We start from the raw sequence: 17,326 nt of genomic DNA on the forward strand, positions 1-17,326 counted from the left end.
CCGCCCCGCGCCTCTTGCGCAACGGGCATCCGCCGCCCGCGGTGGCCTGGTGCTGGTCCTGCTGCTGAGCGTCCTGGCGCTGGCGGTGGTGGCGAGTCTGGGCATAGGCGCACGGTCGCTGTCGGCGGCGCAGATCCTGCACCTGCTGGTTGCGCCCGATGACTCCACCGAGGCCGTGGTGCTCTGGGAGCTGCGTCTGCCGCGTACCCTGCTCGGGCTGCTGGTGGGCGCCGCCCTAGGCCTGGCCGGCGCCCTGATGCAGGCGTTGACGCGCAATCCCCTGGCCGACCCCGGACTGCTGGGCATCAATGCCGGAGCGGCCTTCGCCGTGGTGGCCGGGTTGTCGCTGGCAGGGCTTGACGACGCCCCGACGCGCCTGGCCTGCGCCCTGCTGGGGGCAGCCCTGGCCGCCGGCCTGGTCTATCTGCTCGGTGGCAGCGCTCCGGCCCGTGGCCAGCCGCTGCGACTGATCCTGGCCGGCATCGCCCTCAGCGCCAGCCTCAACGCCTGCACCGGCATCATTACCCTGTTCGATAGCGCGGTGTTCGACAGCTACCGCTTCTGGGCGGTGGGCGCCCTGAGCGGCCAGACGCCGGGCGGCGCCCTCGGCATCCTGCCGCTGCTGCTGATCGGCCTGCTGCTGGGTCTGCCCCTGGGCAGCCGCCTCAACGCCCTGGCCCTGGGCGACGACCTCGGTCGCGCCCTGGGCGCCCGCCCCGGGCAACTGCGGCTGCTCGCCTTCGTCGCCATCGTGCTGCTGTGCGGCGCCGCCACCGCGGTGGCCGGACCCATCGGCTTTCTCGGCCTGGTGGTGCCCCACGCCCTGCGCCTGCTGGTGGGCGCCGACTGGCGCTGGATTCTGGCCCTGGCGCCCCTGGCCGGGGCCAATCTGCTGTTGCTGGCCGACACCCTGGGCCGCCGCGTGGCCCTGCCAGGTGAACTGGAGGCCGGAATCGTCTGCGCCCTGCTCGGCACCCCGGTGCTCCTCGCGCTGATCATCCGTTCCGCCCGGCGGGTGCGCCCTTGAGTCGTCATCGCTTCGCCCCCCGCCGCTCGGCGCGCTTCAAGGCCTGCCTGTTGCTGCTCCTGCTGGCGGCCATCGGCATCTGTGCCCTGACCCTCAGCGGCGGCGCCTTCGCTCCGGCGCCGCACCGGGTGGCGGCCACCCTGCTCGGTCGGGGCGACGCCCTGGCCAGTCTGATCCTGCTGGAGCTGCGCCTGCCGCGACTGCTGGCGGCCTTTGGCGTCGGCGCGGCCCTGGGTGCCAGTGGCGCCATCTTCCAGCGGCTGGCGCGCAATCCCCTGGCCAGTCCGGATCTGGTGGGCTTCACCGTCGGATCGGCCAGCGGTGCGCTGATCACCCTGCTCTGGCTGCAACTGGGCGGCGCGGCGCTGATGCTGGGCGCCCTCAGCGGCGGGCTGCTGGCCGCGGCACTGGTCGCCGGCCTGGCGGCTCTGGCGGGTATCCGTGGCGAGCGGATGATCCTGCTGGGCATCGCCGTCAGCGCCCTGCTCGCTTCGCTCAACGAATACCTGCTGACCCGCGCCGAGCTGGATGAAGCCCAGGAGGCCCGGCTCTGGCTGTTCGGCAGCCTCGACATGCTGACCTGGAGTCGCACCCTGACCCTGCTCGCCGGTTGCCTGCTGCTCCTGCCGCTGGCCGCCTGGCTGGCGCGGCGGCTGCGCCTGCTGGAGCTGGGCGACGACCTGGCCCGCGCCCTGGGCCTGGCCGTGCTGCCCAGCCAGAATCTGCTGCTGGCGGTCGCCGTGGCCCTCGCCGCCCTGGCCATCGCCACCGCCGGCCCCATCGGCTTCGTCGCCCTGGCGGCGCCCCAGCTGGCCCGCCGCCTGACCCGCAGCGCCGATCTCGGCATCCTCGCCCCCGCCCTGCTCGGCGCCTGCCTCACCGCCCTGGCCGACCTGCTGGCCCAGCGGCTGCTGGCGCCCTTCCAGATTCCGGTCGGGCTGCTGACCGGCGCCCTGGGCGGCCTCTATCTGATCTTCCTGCTGAGCCGCGAATGGCGGCGGACCCCATGAGCCAAGACGCCCCCTCCAGTCGCCTCGCCGCCCACCGCCTCACCGTGGGCTACGGCGGCCAGCCGATCTGCGCCGACCTCGATGTGCGCCTGCCCGATGGCCGCTTCACCGTCATCATCGGCCCCAACGGCTGCGGCAAGTCGACCCTGCTGCGCAGCCTGGCGCGGCTGATCCGCCCCAGCGCCGGCGAGGTGCGCCTGGACGGCCGGCTGATCCAGGACCTGCCGACCCGCGAGGTGGCCCGCCGTATCGGCCTGCTGCCGCAGAGCGCGGTGGCGCCGGACGACATCCTGGTCAGCGACCTGGTGGCCCGCGGGCGCCATCCCCATCGCCAGGCCTTCGCCGGCTGGACGGAGGCCGACGAGCGCGCGGTGCAGCACGCCCTGGAAGCTACCAATACCCTGGCACTGGCCGAGCGCGCGGTGGACAGCCTTTCCGGCGGCCAGCGCCAGCGGGTGTGGATCGCCCTGGCGCTGGCCCAGGAGACCCCGCTGCTGCTGCTCGACGAGCCCACCACCTTTCTCGACATCGCCCACCAGGTGGAGCTGATGGAGCTGCTCTGCCGGCTCAATCGGGAGGGTGGCCGCACCCTGGTGGCGGTACTGCACGACCTCAACCAGGCCTGTCGCTACGCCGACCACATCATCGCCCTGCGCGCCGGCCGCATCCTCGCCGAAGGGCCACCCGCGGAGATCATCACCCCCGAGCTGATCGAGGCGCTGTACGGCCTCAGGTGCGCGGTGATCGAGAATCCCCTGGCGGGCACGCCGCTGGTGATTCCCTATTAGCCGCAGGCCCCGGAAAACGCTGCGCGGTTTTCCAGGCTACCGCTAGGGTGGACAAGGGCGCCGCCTCGTCCACCGTTGCACCCCATCTTGTCGGACGACCCCGCAGGTGCTCCACTGGCGATCCAGAACAACAACGGAGCCCGCCATGCATATCGTCATCCCGGACGACTACCAGCACGTCGTCGAAACCCTGGATTGCTACCCCCTGCTCCAGCGCGCCGGGCATCAGGTGACGCTCTATCACGACGCCGAGCGTGATCCCAAGGTGCTGGTGGAGCGCTTCCGCGATGCCGATGCCCTGGTGCTGACCCGCGAGCGCACCCGTATCGACGCCGAGCTGCTGGCGCACCTGCCACGCCTCAAATTGATCAGCCAGACCGGCAAGGCCACCGCCCACCTCGATGTGGCCGCCTGCACCCACCGGGGAATAGCCGTCTGCGAAGGCAGTGGTTCGCCGGTCTCCACCGCCGAGCTGACCTGGACGCTGATCCTCATGGCCCGGCGCAAGCTCAAGCCGGCCATCGACGCCCTCTATGCCGGACGCTGGCAGGTCAACCTGGGCGAACGGCTGGATGGGCAGCTCCTCGGCATCTGGGGCTACGGCAAGATCGGCCAGCGCCTGGCGCGCTACGGGCAGGCCTTCGGCATGCCGGTGCTGGTCTGGGGCAGCGAGGCCTCGCGCGCCCGCGCCGAAGCCGACGGCCATCGCGCGGCGACCAGCCAGGCGTCTTTCTTCGCCGAGGCCGATGTCATCAGCCTGCATCTGAGATACAGCGAGCGCAGCCGCGGCTGCGTGCGGGCCGAAGACCTGGCGCGGATGAAGAAGAGCGCCCTGCTGGTCAACACCGCCCGCGCCGGCCTGATCGAACCCGGCGCCCTGCTCACGGCGCTGGAACAGGGTCATCCCGGCCAGGCGGCGCTGGATGTCTTCGAGCAGGAGCCGGTGGCGCCGGACGATCCCCTGCTCGCCCATCCCCAGGTGCTCTGCACCCCGCACCTGGGGTACGTGGAAAAGCACAGCTACGAACTCTATTTCGGCGAGGCCTTCGCCAACCTGGTGGGCTTCTTCGCCGGCGAACCGACGGGGCTGGCCAATCCGGAGGTGTTGGGGCGGTAGGCTTGGGGGCGCGTGGATAAGGCTGCGCCGTTATCCACTCTACGCAGCGCTCTGTTGGGCGCAGCGAGGCCTGACAACTGCACCCTCACCCCAGCCCTCTCCCAGAAAGAGAGGGGGAAAAGCGGTGTACACCTCGCAGGTTGGGTTGAGCGCAGCGAAGCCCACCATTGTCCAGGCTTGAGCGCTGTTGGGTTTCGACGATGAAGCCGTCTCAACCCAACCTACGACAACCGCTCCCTTACCGCGGCGGCGAAGGCGGCGGGGGCTTCCTGGGGGATGTTGTGGCCGCAGCCGGGTAGCACCTCGTAGCGGAAGGGTCCGCTGAAGTGCTGCGCCACCCTGGCTTCACCCTGCACCTTGGTGACCCCATCGTCGGCGCCCGCCAATACCGTGGTGGGCACGGGGATGGGTGGCTGCGCGGCGAGCCGGCGCTCGGTCTCGGCATAGGCCGGAGCATCCGGGGCCAGGCCGTAGCGGTGGCGATAGGAGTGGATCACGGTGTCGACGAAATCGGGATTGTCGAAGGCCGCGGCGGTAAGCGCATAGGTGGCGTCGCTGAAGCGCCAGCTGGGTGACCACAGCGACCAGAGCAGTCGACAGAAGTCGCGGCGATGTTCCGCCAGGCCGGCGCGCCCTCGTTCACCGTGGAAATAGTACTGGTACCAATAGCGCAGCTCCGCCGCCGGCTCGGCCGGCTGGGTCGCCGCGGCGGCGATGTCCTGGATCGGATAGCCGTCGCCCAGCACCAGCCCCGCGACCCGTTCGGGCCAGAGGGCGGCGACGATGCCGGCGGCGCGGCCACCCCAGTCGTAACCGGCCAGGGTCGCCCGCTCCAGGCCCAGGGCATCGAGCAGCGCCAGGACGTCATGGGCCAGGGCCGCCTGCTGGCCGGAGCGCGGGGTATCGGCGCTCAGGTAGCGAGTGGCGCCGTAGCCGCGCAAATAGGGCACATAGACCCGGCAGCCAGCGGCGGCCAGTTCATCGGTCACCTCGGCGTAGGCGTGGATGTCGTAGGGAAAGCCATGTAGCAGCAGGACCGGCGCGCCGCCGTCCGGTCCCTGGACCTGATAGGCCACGTCCAAGACGCCGGCCTGGATGGAGATGAGCATCAGAGTTCTCCGCAAAGGGTGTTGTAGAGCGGAGAGGTGGGTGGGCCTGGGAGTTCCCAAGGTGGCCACTTCGCGTGGAAAACGCCAAGCGGTTTTCCACCCTACCGGGCTACGGCGTCTGAGAGCATCGCGGCCATGGGCCGCTCCTACAGCGAAGGGTGACTCCGTAGGAGCGGCCCATGGCCGCGATCGACATGACCATGACAGGTCCGCTACCCCGCCAGATACCGCCCGATCAGGGTCACGCCGGAGACCAGCACCAGCCAGGTCACCAGGCGGGTGAAGCGTTCGCGGGACAGGCGCCGTTGCAGGTGGCGACCGATCCAGCCACCGAGCAGCATGGCGGGCAGCAGGCAGACCGCGAGGAGCAGCAGGCGGCCGTCGCTGTAGGCGCCGGCGATCAGCAGCAGGACGATGCGGATGGAGGCGCTGCAGCCGATGAGAAAACTCTGGGTGCCGCGGATGGCGTTCTTGTCTTCCAAGCGACCGTTGAGATAGAGCGCATAGAGAAAGCCGCCGCTGCCGAACAGGGCGCCACAGAGGCCCCCGACCCCGCCCGCCGGGATCGACCAGGCCGGCGCCAGTTGGCGAAAGCCTTTGGGGGTGAGCAGGCTGTAGGTGGAATAGACGACCACGAAGAGGCCCAGCCAGAGCATCAGCAGCCGGGCATCGGTGCGCATCAGCAGGTAGGTGCCCAGGGCCGCGCCGAGCAGCAGCATCGGCAGCAGCCGTCCGAGTTCGCGGCCGGCGATGGCGCGGCGATCCGGCAGCCAGTTGTGGAAGGAGGCGAGGAAATCCAGCATCACCAGCAAGGGCACGATGCGCGACAGGGGCATCCAGCTGGTGAGCAAGGGACCGGCGACCAGGGCGCTGCCAAAGCCGGCGACGCCAAAGATCAGATAGGCCAGGACCACGATGGCTTCGATGAACAGCCAGTCGATGGGGCTGAAGGCGGGAATCAGGGCAGCGAGGGTTTCGAGCATGGGGCGCATCCTGCGACAGAAAGCTCATTCTGCGCCCCGGGAACAGCCGGTGAAAACCGCCGGCCACCCGCGTTCACGGGGACCGGCGAGCCAGAGCGGCTCAGGGAATCAGGCGCTGGGCCCGCAGCCGGGTGAAGAGGTCGAGAAAGCTCGCCCGGGTGTCGCGATAGCCGAAGAAGCCCAGGTCACGACTCTTGGTCATGTCGTTGAGGCACTCGATCTCGCGGCCCAGGTCGGCGTCGCTGTGCCACCAGGAGGCGAGATTGTCGACGTCGGCTTCCACCAGGTCGTGCTCCTCGGCGAGCTTGCGCCACAGCGCCGGCGCCACGTCCTTCAGCCGCGCTTCCAGCGGCATGGGCTGCTCGGGATAGGGTGCCGGCTCCAGCTCGAAGAAGGCGGCGATCTCGCCCCACAGCCAGCGCCAGCGGAAGACGTCGCCGTTGACGGTGTTGAACGCCTGGTTGCGCGCCGCCGGCGCCAGGGCGGCCCATTCCAGTTGCTCGGCAAGCAGACCGGCGTCGGTGACGTCGGTGATGCCGTCCCACTGAGTACGGGAACCGGGGAAGACGAAGGGCTGCCCAGTGGCCTTGCACAGGGAGGCGTAGACCGCCAGGGTCAGGCCCATGTTCATGGCGTTGGTGCCCTTGGCCTGGCCGATCATGCTATGGGAGCGGTGCACGCTCCAGCCGAAGCCGTGCCGCTCGGCGGCGGCGAAGAGGATGTCTTCCAGGGTGTAGTAGAAGTTGGCGCCGGCCTGGCGCGGTTCGCTTTCACGGAAAGGCGTCTCGGCCTTGCCACTGCCGTATTCCTCGAAGGAACCCAGGTAGTGCTTGGTACCGGTGACCAGCGCCAGGTGCTGCAGCGGCGCGCCGTCCAGGGCCTGGCAGAGGTTGTCCATCATGGCGCCATTGGCCTCGACGTTTTCCTTCTCGGTGGCACGCCGGGTCCAGGTGCAGAAGAACACATGGCTGATCGGCAGACCGGCCAGGGCCTGGCGGGTGGACGCGGCGTCGAGCAGGTCGGCGGCGACCGGGATGACGCCTTCCTGCGCCACCGGCTTGCGTGCCAGACCGTAGACGGTCCAGCCTGAGGCGACCAGGGTGTTGGCCAGGTTGTAGCCGGAAATGCCGGTCACGCCGACGATGAGAGCGGTGCCCTTGCGCATGAAACCTCCAAATAGGGGTGAGAGACGGCCTGCGACGGTCGCAGGCGCTGTAGATAAGGGAGTGCCTTGTCTCAGGGTTGATTCCAGCCTATTGGAGAATTAACGGCGTATCCTGGGTATAAATTCCTGTTTAACAGGAATCAGATTCCGTAATCGGGAGCCAGCCTTGTATTCCTCCGAACGCCTCAAGGGCCTCGACGTCTTCGTCACCGTGGCCGACCTCGGCAGCTTCACCGCGGCCGGCGAGCGCCTCAATCTCACCGGCTCGGCCATCGGCAAGAGCGTGGCCCGCCTGGAGAGCCGCCTGGGCGTGCGGCTGTTCCAGCGCACCACCCGCCGCCTGACCCTGACCGAGGCCGGCGCCAGTTTCTATCGCACCTGCACCGGGGTGCTGGCCGAGCTGGAACAGGCCGAGCTGGGGCTGACCGCCCAGGATGGCGAGCCCCATGGCCGGGTGCGCATCGACCTGCCCGCCTCCTATGGCCGCCTGCATGTGCTGCCACTGATCCTGGAGCTGCTGCATCGCTATCCGCTGTTGCAACCGGATCTGTCGCTGTCGGATCGCTTCGTCGATCCGGTCCACGAGGGCATCGACATCCTGGTGCGCATCGGCGGCTCCGACGCCTGGCCGGCCAGCCTGGGGCATCGGTTCCTCGGCACCCAGCGCCAGGTCTTCTGCGCCGCTCCGGCCTATCTCGCCCAGCATGGCCGACCCCGGACCCCGGCGGAGCTGGTCGATCACCAGTGCATCGGCTTTCGCCAGGCCGACGGCCTGATCAGCCCCTGGCAGTTGCGCGGCGAGCAGCCCGGCGACAGCGAACGCTGGGTGTTCCAGCCGCGCCTGGTGGTGGGTGATGGCGAAGGCGAGGTGCTGGCCGCCCTGGCCGGGCATGGCATCGCCCAGTTGCCGACCTGGCTGATCGCCACGCACCTGGCCAGCGGCGCCCTGGTGGACGTGCTGCCCGAGCACGGCGTCGAAGGCTCGCCGATCAACCTGGTGTGGCCGCGCAGTCGCGAGACCCTGCCGCGGGTCCGGCTGTTGCTGGAGCATCTGGCCAGTCGCCTGCTGCCTACCGTGGCACCGAAGCTTGCGCGCTAGCCACGACCGCGCGACGACCGGTCCCGGCTGCCGCGCCGGGAGCGGGAACATCCGCGCGGGCACCCCGGTCGTAAACTCTCGCACCCCCGCCCGTCCATGAGTTCCATCGATGGGCGGCATGACGATTATCGAGACGATCGATTGGCGCCGTCGGCTCTGGCTCAGCAGGATCGGCGGTTTGTCACCTGGCCAGGTCCGCCTAGCCGCGACGTTCCACCCCCCCCCCGGTTCCACCACCTAGATGAGGTATCTCATGAGCCAAGCCCAAGGCTACGCTGCCCAGTCCGCCGACCAGCCCCTGGCGCCCTACTCCTTCGAGCGGCGCGAACCCGGCGCCCACGACGTGCAGATCGACATCCTCTTCTGCGGCGTCTGCCATTCGGACCTGCACACCGCACGCAACGAGTGGAACAACACCCTCTTCCCCTCCGTGCCCGGCCACGAGATCGTCGGCAAGGTGACGGCGGTCGGTGCCCACGTGAAGAACTTCAAGGTCGGCGACAGCGTCGGCGTCGGCTGCATGGTCGACAGCTGCCAGCACTGCGCCCCCTGCGATGCCGGCGAAGAATCCTATTGCGAGAACGGCTTCACCGGCACCTACAACGGCAACCTCTACGGCGGCAGCGAGAACACCCAGGGCGGCTACTCCGACCACATCGTGGTCAACGAGAAGTTCGTGCTCAAGGTGAGCCACACCGAGAACCTGGCCGCCGTGGCGCCGCTGCTGTGCGCCGGCATCACCACCTATTCGCCGCTGGCCCACTGGAAGGTCGGTCCGGGCAAGAAGGTCGGCATCGTCGGCCTGGGTGGCCTGGGCCACATGGGCGTGAAGATCGCCCATGCCATGGGTGCCCACGTGGTGCTCTTCACCACCAGCGCCAACAAGAAGGACGACGCCCTGCGCCTGGGCGCCGACGAGGTGGTGGTGTCGAAGAACGAAGACGAGATGGCCGCCCACGCGAACAGCTTCGACTTCATCCTCAACACCGTGGCCGCGCCGCACAACCTGGACGCCTTCCTCACCCTGCTCAAGTGGGACGGCACCATGACCCTGGTCGGCGTACCCGCCGAGCCGCACCCGGCGCCCAGCGTGTTCAACCTGGTGATGAAGCGCCGCCAGCTGGCCGGTTCGCTCATCGGTGGCATCCGCGAGACCCAGGAGATGCTGGACTTCTGCGCCAAGCACGGCATCGTCTCGGACATCGAGCAGATCGCCATCCAGGACATCAACGAAGCCTATGAGCGCATGCTCAAGAGCGATGTGAAGTACCGCTTCGTGATCGACATGCAAAGCCTCAAGCAGGGCCAGACCGCGGCCTGATCCCGCGCTCCGCTCCGCCGTCAACGCCCGCGCCCGTCGCGGGCGTTGTCATTTCCGGTAACGCATTTTTGGCGCGCCCTGCGGTCCTAGCTTCTGTCCGAAAAGTCGTCGAGCGAAGGTCAGGCGAGGCGAAAAGTCCTGAGGAAGCGGAATTTACGAGCGGTAAATGAGCATTCCGAAGGGCTTTTCAACGAAGCATCACCGAGCGCAGACACTTTTCGGGTAGAAGCAAGCGATAACGACAATCACGAGGCGGCCGCCATGCAGTGGGACAAGGGACAACGTAGCGACAACGTGCAACAGGCCAGCGGTGGACGCGGCATGAAGATCGGCGGCGGCCTCGGGCTGGGTGGCGTGGCCCTGGTGGTGGTGTTCGGCCTGCTCAGCGGCCAGAGTCCGACGCAGATCCTCGGCAACCTGATCAGCCTCAGCGGCCAGAGCGCGCCGAGCCAGCAGGAGACCACCGCGCCGGCCGACAATCGCCAGGTGGACTTCGTCCGCGTGGTGCTGGGCGAGACCGAAAACACCTGGACGCGCATCTTCCAGGCCCATGGCGAGCAGTATCAGCCGCCCAAGCTGGTGCTGTTCAACGGCCAGGTGCAGTCCGGTTGCGGTGGCGCCACCGCGGCCAGCGGTCCCTTCTATTGCCCGGTCGACAGCAAGGTCTACCTGGACCTCACCTTCTTCCAGGAACTGCAGCAGCGCTTCGGCGCCGATGGCGATTTCGCCCGTGCCTACGTGATCGCCCACGAGGTCGGCCACCATGTGCAGAACCTCACCGGCACCACCAGCAAGATGGAAGCGGCGCGCCGTCGCGGCATTCCCACCGAGGGTGCCACCGGATTGTCGGTGCGCCTGGAATTGCAAGCCGACTGCTATGCCGGGGTCTGGGCCAACGATGCCCAGAAGCGGCTGAACTGGCTGGAGCCGGGTGACCTGGAGAAGGCGCTGAACGCCGCCAACGCCATTGGCGACGACCGCCTGCAACGCCAGTCCCAGGGCCGCGTGGTACCGGATTCCTTCACCCATGGCAGCTCCGCGCAACGGGTCAAGTGGTTCCGCGCGGGCTTCGACAGTGGCAAGGTGGAGAGCTGCGACACCTTCGCCGCCAAGACGCTCTGACCTCTACCGGGAGCCCTCGATGCGTCGCCTGCTCGCGCTGTGCCTGGCCCTGGCCTGGGGCTCCGCCCTGGCGGCGCCTCGTGAGGGGGTCGCCCGCATCGTCAGCGACCGGCTACCGATCGGCCAGGCGCAGGCTACCCTGCAGCTGTCGGCGGACTGGAGCCAGCCCCATCCGGAAATCCGCCGCGCCCTGGTGATCGTGCATGGCCGTCTGCGCAATGCCGCGACCTATTTCCGTTCCGGCGAGACGGCCACGGCGGCGGCCGGCGCCGCGGCGGACACCCTGGTGATCGCCCCACAGTTCCTCAACGAAACGGATGTCCAGCGGCATCAGCTGCCGGACACCCTGCTGCGCTGGCAGGGCAATGCCTGGATGGGTGGCGAACCCGCCCTGGGTCCGCAGCCGCTGAGCAGCTTCGCCGTGTTCGACGCCCTGCTCGCACGGCTGGCGGAGCGCCGGTTGCTGCCCAATCTGCAGGAGGTGGTGATCGCCGGGCATTCCGGCGGTGGCCAGGTGGTGCAGCGCTATGCCGTGCTCGGTCAGGGCGAGCGCGCCCTCGCCGCCCGCGGCATCCGCCTGAGATACGTGGTGGCCAATCCGTCGTCCTATGCCTATTTCGATGCCCGCCGTCCGGATGCCCAGGGCCAGCCCGGGCCCTTCGCCGACGCCGCCAGCTGCCCGGATTTCGACACCTGGAAATACGGCATGCAGGGCCTGCCGGCCTATGCCGAAGGACGCCCGGCGGCGAGCCTGGAGCAGCACTATGCGGGACTCGACCTCACCTATCTGCTGGGCGCCGAGGACACCAATCCCAACCATCCGGCGCTGGACAAGGGCTGCGCCGCCGAGGCCCAGGGTCCCTATCGCCTGGCCCGCGGGCTGAATTACTACCGTTACCTGCAAGGCCGTCATCCGGGGCTGCGCCAGCGGCTGGTCGAGGTCCCCGGCGTCGGCCACAACGGCGACGCCATCTTCACCTCGCCCGCCGGACGCCGGGCGCTGTTCGGCGCCGACGACTAGCCTCAGCGCTCCAGGGCCGCAGGCGCGTCCAGCAGCTCCTGCACCTGGGCGACCAGGGCCTCCAGGGTGAAGGGTTTGCCCAGCAGCGCCATGCGCTCGCCGACCAGGGGCACGGGCGGTTCGTTGCCCGCCGCATAACCGGTGATGAAGAGAATCGGCAGGTGGGGTCTGAGGGTACGGGCCGCCCCGGCCAGCAAGCGGCCGTTCAACCCCGGCAATCCGACATCGGTGATCAGCAGGTCGAAGCCCTCGCCTTCGCGCAGCGCCGCCAGCGCCGCTTCGGCATCGACGGCGTCGCGATAACGCCAGCCGAGGTCGACGCACAGCTGCGCCAGCAACTGGCGAATGACCGCATCGTCTTCCACCAGCAGCACCCGCACATCGGGCAGCGCTCGGGCGGTCGGGGCGCTGGCCACGGCAAGGGCGGCCTGGACGGCCAGGGCCGGATGGCGCGGCAGCAGCAGCCTCACCCGGCAGCCCTGCCCCGGCGCGCTGGTCACGCTGACCTGGCCACGGGACTGGCGGACGAAGCCATAGATCATGGACAGCCCCAGGCCCGAGCCCTGGCCCACCGGCTTGGTGGTGAAGAAGGGCTCGAAGACCCTTTCCAGAACCGATGGCGTCATGCCCACGCCATCGTCGCCCACCTCGATCAGCAGGTAGTCGCCCGCCGGCAGCGCCGGATCGGCGTCGGACTGCACCCAGTTGCGTGCGCGGATGGTCAGGTTACCCCCCGCCGGCATGGCATCGCGGCTGTTGATGGCCAGGTTGAGCAGGGCATTTTCCAGCTGGTGCGGATCGGCATCGACCAGCCAGAGTTCGGCGTCCAGTTCGAGCTGGCAGCGGATCTGCGGCCCCAGGCTGTGCCGCAGCAACTCCTGGAAATCGCCGATCAGCCGGGTGACGTCCACCGCCTGGGGATTGAGCGTCTGGCGGCGGGAAAAGGCCAGCAGCCGATGGGTCAGACTGGCGCCCCGGCCCACCGACTGGGTGGCGGTATCGAGCAGACCGCCGACCCCGCTCAGCGCCTCCGGCGCCAGGCGGCGGCGCATGAGATCCAGGCTGGCCTGGATGCCGGCCAGCAGGTTGTTGAAGTCATGGGCGATGCCGCCGGTGAGCTGGCCCACGGCTTCCATCTTCTGCGCCTGGCGCAGCAGCTCCTCGGCCTGGGCGCGATTCTGCATCTCTTCGCGCAGCTGGCGATTGCGCTCCTCCAGTTCGGCGGTTCGTGCCCGCACCTGGAGCTCCAGGGTGGCGCGTTCGCGGCGCAGGGCTTCCTCGGCCTCGCGGCGGTCATCGATGTCTTCGCTGGTGCCATACCAGCGGATCACGGCGCCCGCTTCATCGCGCCGCGGATAGGCACGGGTGCGCAGCCAGCAGTGGCTGCCGTCCGCCACCCGTACCCGGTGCTCCCGGTCGTAGGCCTGACCGGCGCTGCGCGCGGCGTCCCAGGCCTGCCGGGTCGTCCGGCGGTCGTCCGGATGCAGCAGCGCCCAGAAGCTCTCGGCTTCCAGTACCGGCTGGCCGGTCAGCTGCTGCCAGCGCGGCGAGAAAACCATGCGCCGACCACCGGGATCGCAGGTCCAGGTGTATTGGGGATTGAGTTCCACCAGGTGCCGATAGTGGTCTTCACTCTCGCGCAGCAGCAGATCCGCCTGATGGCGCTCGATGGCCAGGGCGGCGGTCTCGGTGACCAGGCGGAAGGCGTCGCGCTCGGCGGCCAGGGGGCGTCGCGGCTCGAGGAAATAGTTGGCGAAGGTGCCCAGCAACCGACCATCCAGGGCCAGCAGCGGCATCGACCAGCAGGCGCGCAGGCCATAGCGCAGCGCCAGGTCGCGAGCGCCAGCCCATAGCGGATCGCAGGCGATGTCCTCGACATAGACGGCTTCGCGGCGGTAGGCGGCGGTGCCACAGGAGCCCGCCAGCGGGCCGATCTCCAGGCGACCGAGATCGCGGCTGTAGGCGTCCGGCAGACTCGGCGCGATGCCGTCCTGCAGATAGCGACCATCCTCGCTGAGCAACAAAATGCAGGCATGCAGGCGGACCTGGGCCAGGGCCTCCACCCGCTGCAGCAGCGCGTGCAGCACCTGGGTCAGGGGCAGCCCGGTGGCAAGGCTTTCCAGCGTCTGGCGCTCGTACTGGCGCAGATCGCCGGAGAACGGCTGATCGCTCGAAAGCGTGTGGAGGCTCATACGGCTGGCACGACCTGGACCCGAAGTCGGCATCTTAGCCAGCGACCCGGTAAACAACAGACTATTTACGCCTAACGGGCAGATTTCCAGCGTCAGAGCGCCGCCAGTATCTCCGCGCAGGTGTCGAAGCGCTGGTCACGCGCCGCCGGCCAGGGATCGCCCGGCTGATTGACCTGCAGGGTGTGGCAGCCCACGGCCCGTCCGCACTCCAGGTCGTAGCGGTGATCGCCGACCATCACCAGGCGGGCCGGCGCCACCTGCCAGAGGTCGGCCAGCCGCAGCAGGCCACCCGGATCGGGCTTGGGCGCCGCCTCGTCGCGCCCCAGCACGGCAGGCGGATCGAAGCAGTCCTCCAGGCCGATGGCGGCCAGGGTCAGCAGCGCCAGGTCGCGGGCATTGCGGGTGAGGATGCCCAGCGGGCGACCCTCTTCGTGCAGGCGACGGATCAGGGCCACCGCACCCGGTGCCGGGCGCGCGGCGACGGCCAGTTCGCGTTCGTGCTCGAACAGCCAGGCGTGCTTGGCCTCGCGCTCGGTGGCCGGCAGCTCGGCCAGGTGGTGGAGGATGTCGGCCTGCTCGGGAATGCCCAGGTGCCGGCGAATGGCGGCGAAGTCGTGTACCGCCAGGGTCAGGGTGCCGTCCAGGTCGAACACCCAGTGGCTGAGGTGACGCAGTGTCATGCAGGGATCCTTTGGCGAGAGGTGACCTTCGGGCACTCCGGGGAACCCCGGTCATGCGTGCTCCGTCTGGTGGAGACAACCTTCCGCAGGAGTCTACCCATGACGACGACCGTTCGGGCGCTACTTTTCGATGTCTTCGGCACCGTGGTGGACTGGCGCGGCAGCCTGGTCGAGGGCCTGCAGGGGCTGTCGGCCAAGCATGGCGTCCGGGGCGACTGGGAGCGGCTGGCCGATGCCTGGCGTGCCGAAGCCTACGAGGCCATCCTGCCGCAGATCGCCGCCCGCAGCCTGCCCTGGCTGCCCCTCGACGAGGTCCATCGCCTGGCGCTGGACGAATTGCTGCCACGCCATGGGCTGGTGGGCCTGACCACCGCCGAGGTGGCCTGGATCAATCGCCTCTGGCACCAGCTGACCCCCTGGCCCGATGCCGTGCCGGGTCTCACGCGGCTGCGCCAGGGCTATCCGGTCTGCGCCCTGTCCAATGGCAACGTCAGCCTGCTGCTGGACATGGCCCGCCATGCCGGACTGCCCTGGGACATGCTGTTTGGCGCCGATCTCTTCCAGCGCTACAAGCCGGCCGCGGAGGTCTATCTGGGCGCCTGCGCCCTGCTCGACCTGCAACCGGAACAGGTAATGCTCTGCGCTGCCCACAACGGCGACCTGCAGGCGGCCAAGGAGCTGGGGCTGGCCACCTCCTTCATCCAGCGCCCCCGGGAAAAGGGCCCGGCGGGTGGCGAGGTGTCCAGCGGCGGCTGGGATCTGGAAGCCAGTGATCTCCAGGATCTCGCCGACCAGCTGGGCCTGCCGGTGCTCGCGGGCGATCAACCCGACCCCGACGATTGAGCGCGGCCCGGGCGCTTCGGTATCCTGCCGGATACTTTTCGCCAGGGCATCGCCATGGGTTTTCTCGACAAGCTGCGCAAGAAACGTGAACGCCAGGCCCTGGCCGCCCTGCCCCGCCTGCATCAGCGCACGGCGCGCCTGCGCCGCGAGTTGCCCGACTACGAGATCGGCGCCGGCACCTATGGTGCGCCAAAGGTGTTCGATCTCAAGGAAGGCGCCACCCTGCGCCTGGGTCGCTACACCTCCATCGCCGAGGGCGTGCGCATCCTCCTCGGCGGCCTGCACCGGCTGGACTGGGTGACCACCTATCCCTTCCCCGCCTTCGTCGACGATCTGGCTCACATCAGGGACTACGGCGGCACCCGCGGCGACGTGGTGATCGGCAGCGACTGCTGGATCTGCACCGATGCGCTGATCCTCTCCGGCGTCACCATCGGCCATGGCGCCGTGGTGGCCGCCGGTGCCGTGGTCACCCGCGACGTACCGCCCTATGCGGTGGTGGGCGGCAATCCGGCACGCTTCATCAAGTGGCGCTTTGCCGAGGCCACCTGCCAGGCGCTGCTCGACATCGCCTGGTGGGACTGGCCCGAAGCCGAGATCCTGGCTGCCGGCGAACACCTGTGCAGCGCCGATATCGACGGCTTCATCGCCTACGCCCGAGCGCGCCACCCGGCGCCCTGAATCCGGCGCCCGGAACTCGGAACGCTTTCCAAGGCTCACCTTCATTAGTCATTCTTTTGAAGGTTCTCCATGGAAGCGCTCGATCTGCTGCAATGGCCGGCCATGGCCATCACCCTGCTCGCCGCCTGGCTGGTGGCCTCCCAGCGCCAGGGCCGGCGCAACCTCGGCTTCTGGGTCTTCCTGCTGAGCAACGGCCTGTGGATCGCCTGGGGCCTGCAGGCCGAGGCCTATGCCCTGATCGTGCTGCAGCTGGGCCTGGCGGCGATGAATCTGCGCGGGGTGCGCCGCAACGCCGGCGAGGCGTCGGCCGCGGCGGTCGCGGAGGCTTCGGGCAGGGCATAATGACCGGCCCTGCGTCAGACGGCCCCGCCCCATGCAGTACAGCGTCACCCCCATCGGCCACGTCCGCTCCTGCTTCAAGGAGAAATTCGCCATTCCCCGGCAACCCGCGCTGGCCCCGGCCGCCCGTGGCGTGCTGGAACTGCTGCCGCCCTTCGACCGGCCCGAGGCGGTGGAGGGCCTGGCAGGCGTCAGCCATGTCTGGCTGCTGTTCCTCTTCCACCAGGCGCTGGAAAGCCAGCCGCGCCTGCGGGTGCGGCCACCGCGCCTGGGGGGCAATCGCTACCTGGGCGTCTTCGCCACCCGCGCCACCCACAGGCCCAACGGCATCGGCCAGTCGGTAGTCCGCCTCGACGGCCTGGAACCGGGGCGGCTGCTGCTCTCGGGGATCGATCTGCTCGACGGCACCCCGGTGCTGGACATCAAGCCCTATGTCCCCTACGCCGACAGCCCGCCGGGCGCCCGCAACGCCATCGCCGAGGCGCCGCCGCCAGCCCTGGCGGTGGGCTGGGCGGATGCGGCGCGGGTCCAGGCCGAGGCCCACGGCCAGCGCCTGGGCGAGCCCCTGGCCGAGCTGATCGAGCAGTGCCTGGCCCAGGACCCCCGGCCGGCCTACCAGGTGCCGGCGCCCGAGCGCCGCTACGGGGTGCGCCTCTGGGATGTGGAGGTGCACTGGCACTATCCGACCGCGCATCAGATCCGGGTGCTGGATGTGACCGCGGCGTCCTGACGCCGCCCGGTTTGCATTCCGGCGGCCAAGGCCCCAACAATGACATTGCCGGATCGCATGAGGCGATCCGCACCCGGCTACGGCCGCCGTTCGGCCGTA

Annotated in this window: 17 protein-coding genes; 12 read left to right on the forward strand and 5 right to left on the reverse strand. The window is 69.3% G+C overall.

The genetic code is table 11. The features are described 5' to 3' along the window. Positions 1 to 49: 49 nt before the first annotated feature. From BGI51_RS01140 to BGI51_RS01155, 4 genes are all read left to right on the forward strand, one after another. Positions 50 to 1,027, forward strand: a complete 978-nt coding sequence (locus BGI51_RS01140) for a FecCD family ABC transporter permease (protein ID WP_187981247.1) — start codon at positions 50 to 52, stop codon at positions 1,025 to 1,027. Further along, positions 1,024 to 2,037 carry a FecCD family ABC transporter permease gene (locus BGI51_RS01145; protein ID WP_187980061.1) on the forward strand — a complete coding sequence of 338 codons (1,014 nt, stop codon included), beginning with the start codon at positions 1,024 to 1,026 and terminating at the stop codon, positions 2,035 to 2,037. The genes BGI51_RS01140 and BGI51_RS01145 overlap by 4 nt, the downstream gene beginning before the upstream one ends. Beyond that, positions 2,019 to 2,825 (forward strand): ABC transporter ATP-binding protein, encoded by an 807-nt coding sequence (locus BGI51_RS01150; protein WP_187980062.1) that lies wholly within the window; start codon positions 2,019 to 2,021, stop codon positions 2,823 to 2,825. The genes BGI51_RS01145 and BGI51_RS01150 overlap by 19 nt, the downstream gene beginning before the upstream one ends. 145 nt (positions 2,826 to 2,970) lie before the next feature. Beyond that, positions 2,971 to 3,942, forward strand: coding sequence for a D-2-hydroxyacid dehydrogenase family protein (locus BGI51_RS01155; RefSeq protein WP_187980063.1), 972 nt, complete (start codon positions 2,971 to 2,973; stop codon positions 3,940 to 3,942). Positions 3,943 to 4,163: 221 nt separating this feature from the next. Here the strand turns inward: BGI51_RS01155 and BGI51_RS01160 are convergent, their stop codons facing one another. The 3 genes from BGI51_RS01160 to BGI51_RS01170 form a co-directional block, all read right to left on the reverse strand. Further along, entirely contained in the window at positions 4,164 to 5,051 is an 888-nt protein-coding gene (locus tag BGI51_RS01160; protein WP_187980064.1) for an alpha/beta fold hydrolase, read from the reverse strand. A 212-nt stretch (positions 5,052 to 5,263) separates the two neighbouring features. Beyond that, a complete protein-coding gene (locus tag BGI51_RS01165; protein ID WP_133863164.1) occupies positions 5,264 to 6,034 on the reverse strand; it encodes a sulfite exporter TauE/SafE family protein in 771 nt (256 codons plus the stop codon). 100 nt (positions 6,035 to 6,134) lie between these two features. Continuing rightward, positions 6,135 to 7,199, reverse strand: coding sequence for an SDR family oxidoreductase (locus BGI51_RS01170; RefSeq protein ID WP_187980065.1), 1,065 nt, complete (start codon positions 7,197 to 7,199; stop codon positions 6,135 to 6,137). Positions 7,200 to 7,365: 166 nt separating this feature from the next. Between BGI51_RS01170 and BGI51_RS01175 the strand changes: the two genes are divergently transcribed. From BGI51_RS01175 to BGI51_RS01190, 4 genes are all read left to right on the forward strand, one after another. Continuing rightward, positions 7,366 to 8,298, forward strand: coding sequence for a LysR family transcriptional regulator (locus BGI51_RS01175; protein WP_158896496.1), 933 nt, complete (start codon positions 7,366 to 7,368; stop codon positions 8,296 to 8,298). Between the two features lie 253 nt (positions 8,299 to 8,551). Further along, a complete protein-coding gene (locus tag BGI51_RS01180) occupies positions 8,552 to 9,619 on the forward strand; it encodes an NAD(P)-dependent alcohol dehydrogenase (protein ID WP_133863167.1) in 1,068 nt (355 codons plus the stop codon). A gap of 261 nt (positions 9,620 to 9,880) precedes the next feature. Then, complete coding sequence (gene ypfJ, locus BGI51_RS01185) at positions 9,881 to 10,741, forward strand: KPN_02809 family neutral zinc metallopeptidase (RefSeq protein WP_133863168.1); 861 nt, start codon at positions 9,881 to 9,883, stop codon at positions 10,739 to 10,741. Positions 10,742 to 10,760: 19 nt separating this feature from the next. After that, entirely contained in the window at positions 10,761 to 11,762 is a 1,002-nt protein-coding gene (locus BGI51_RS01190) for an alpha/beta hydrolase (protein WP_187980066.1), read from the forward strand. A gap of 2 nt (positions 11,763 to 11,764) precedes the next feature. On the opposite strand, the gene BGI51_RS01195 is transcribed toward BGI51_RS01190, so the two are convergent. Then, complete coding sequence (locus BGI51_RS01195) at positions 11,765 to 13,954, reverse strand: hybrid sensor histidine kinase/response regulator (protein WP_187980067.1); 2,190 nt, start codon at positions 13,952 to 13,954, stop codon at positions 11,765 to 11,767. A 92-nt stretch (positions 13,955 to 14,046) separates the two neighbouring features. Continuing rightward, complete coding sequence (locus tag BGI51_RS01200; protein ID WP_133863171.1) at positions 14,047 to 14,634, reverse strand: HAD family hydrolase; 588 nt, start codon at positions 14,632 to 14,634, stop codon at positions 14,047 to 14,049. A 99-nt stretch (positions 14,635 to 14,733) separates the two neighbouring features. Here BGI51_RS01200 and BGI51_RS01205 point away from each other — a divergent pair, with 99 nt between their 5' ends. From BGI51_RS01205 to tsaA, 4 genes are all read left to right on the forward strand, one after another. After that, entirely contained in the window at positions 14,734 to 15,477 is a 744-nt protein-coding gene (locus BGI51_RS01205; protein ID WP_187980068.1) for a haloacid dehalogenase type II, read from the forward strand. A gap of 54 nt (positions 15,478 to 15,531) precedes the next feature. Beyond that, the gene (locus BGI51_RS01210; RefSeq protein WP_187980069.1) at positions 15,532 to 16,158 is read left to right on the forward strand and encodes a CatB-related O-acetyltransferase; all 627 of its coding nucleotides are present in this window, start codon (positions 15,532 to 15,534) and stop codon (positions 16,156 to 16,158) included. Between the two features lie 69 nt (positions 16,159 to 16,227). Then, positions 16,228 to 16,500 (forward strand): hypothetical protein, encoded by a 273-nt coding sequence (locus BGI51_RS01215; protein ID WP_158896490.1) that lies wholly within the window; start codon positions 16,228 to 16,230, stop codon positions 16,498 to 16,500. A gap of 31 nt (positions 16,501 to 16,531) precedes the next feature. Further along, complete coding sequence (tsaA, locus tag BGI51_RS01220) at positions 16,532 to 17,227, forward strand: tRNA (N6-threonylcarbamoyladenosine(37)-N6)-methyltransferase TrmO (RefSeq protein ID WP_187980070.1); 696 nt, start codon at positions 16,532 to 16,534, stop codon at positions 17,225 to 17,227. Positions 17,228 to 17,326 lie beyond the last annotated feature (99 nt).

Source organism: Pseudomonas oryzihabitans, from assembly GCF_014522265.1.
GTDB lineage: Bacteria > Pseudomonadota > Gammaproteobacteria > Pseudomonadales > Pseudomonadaceae > Chryseomonas > Chryseomonas aestiva.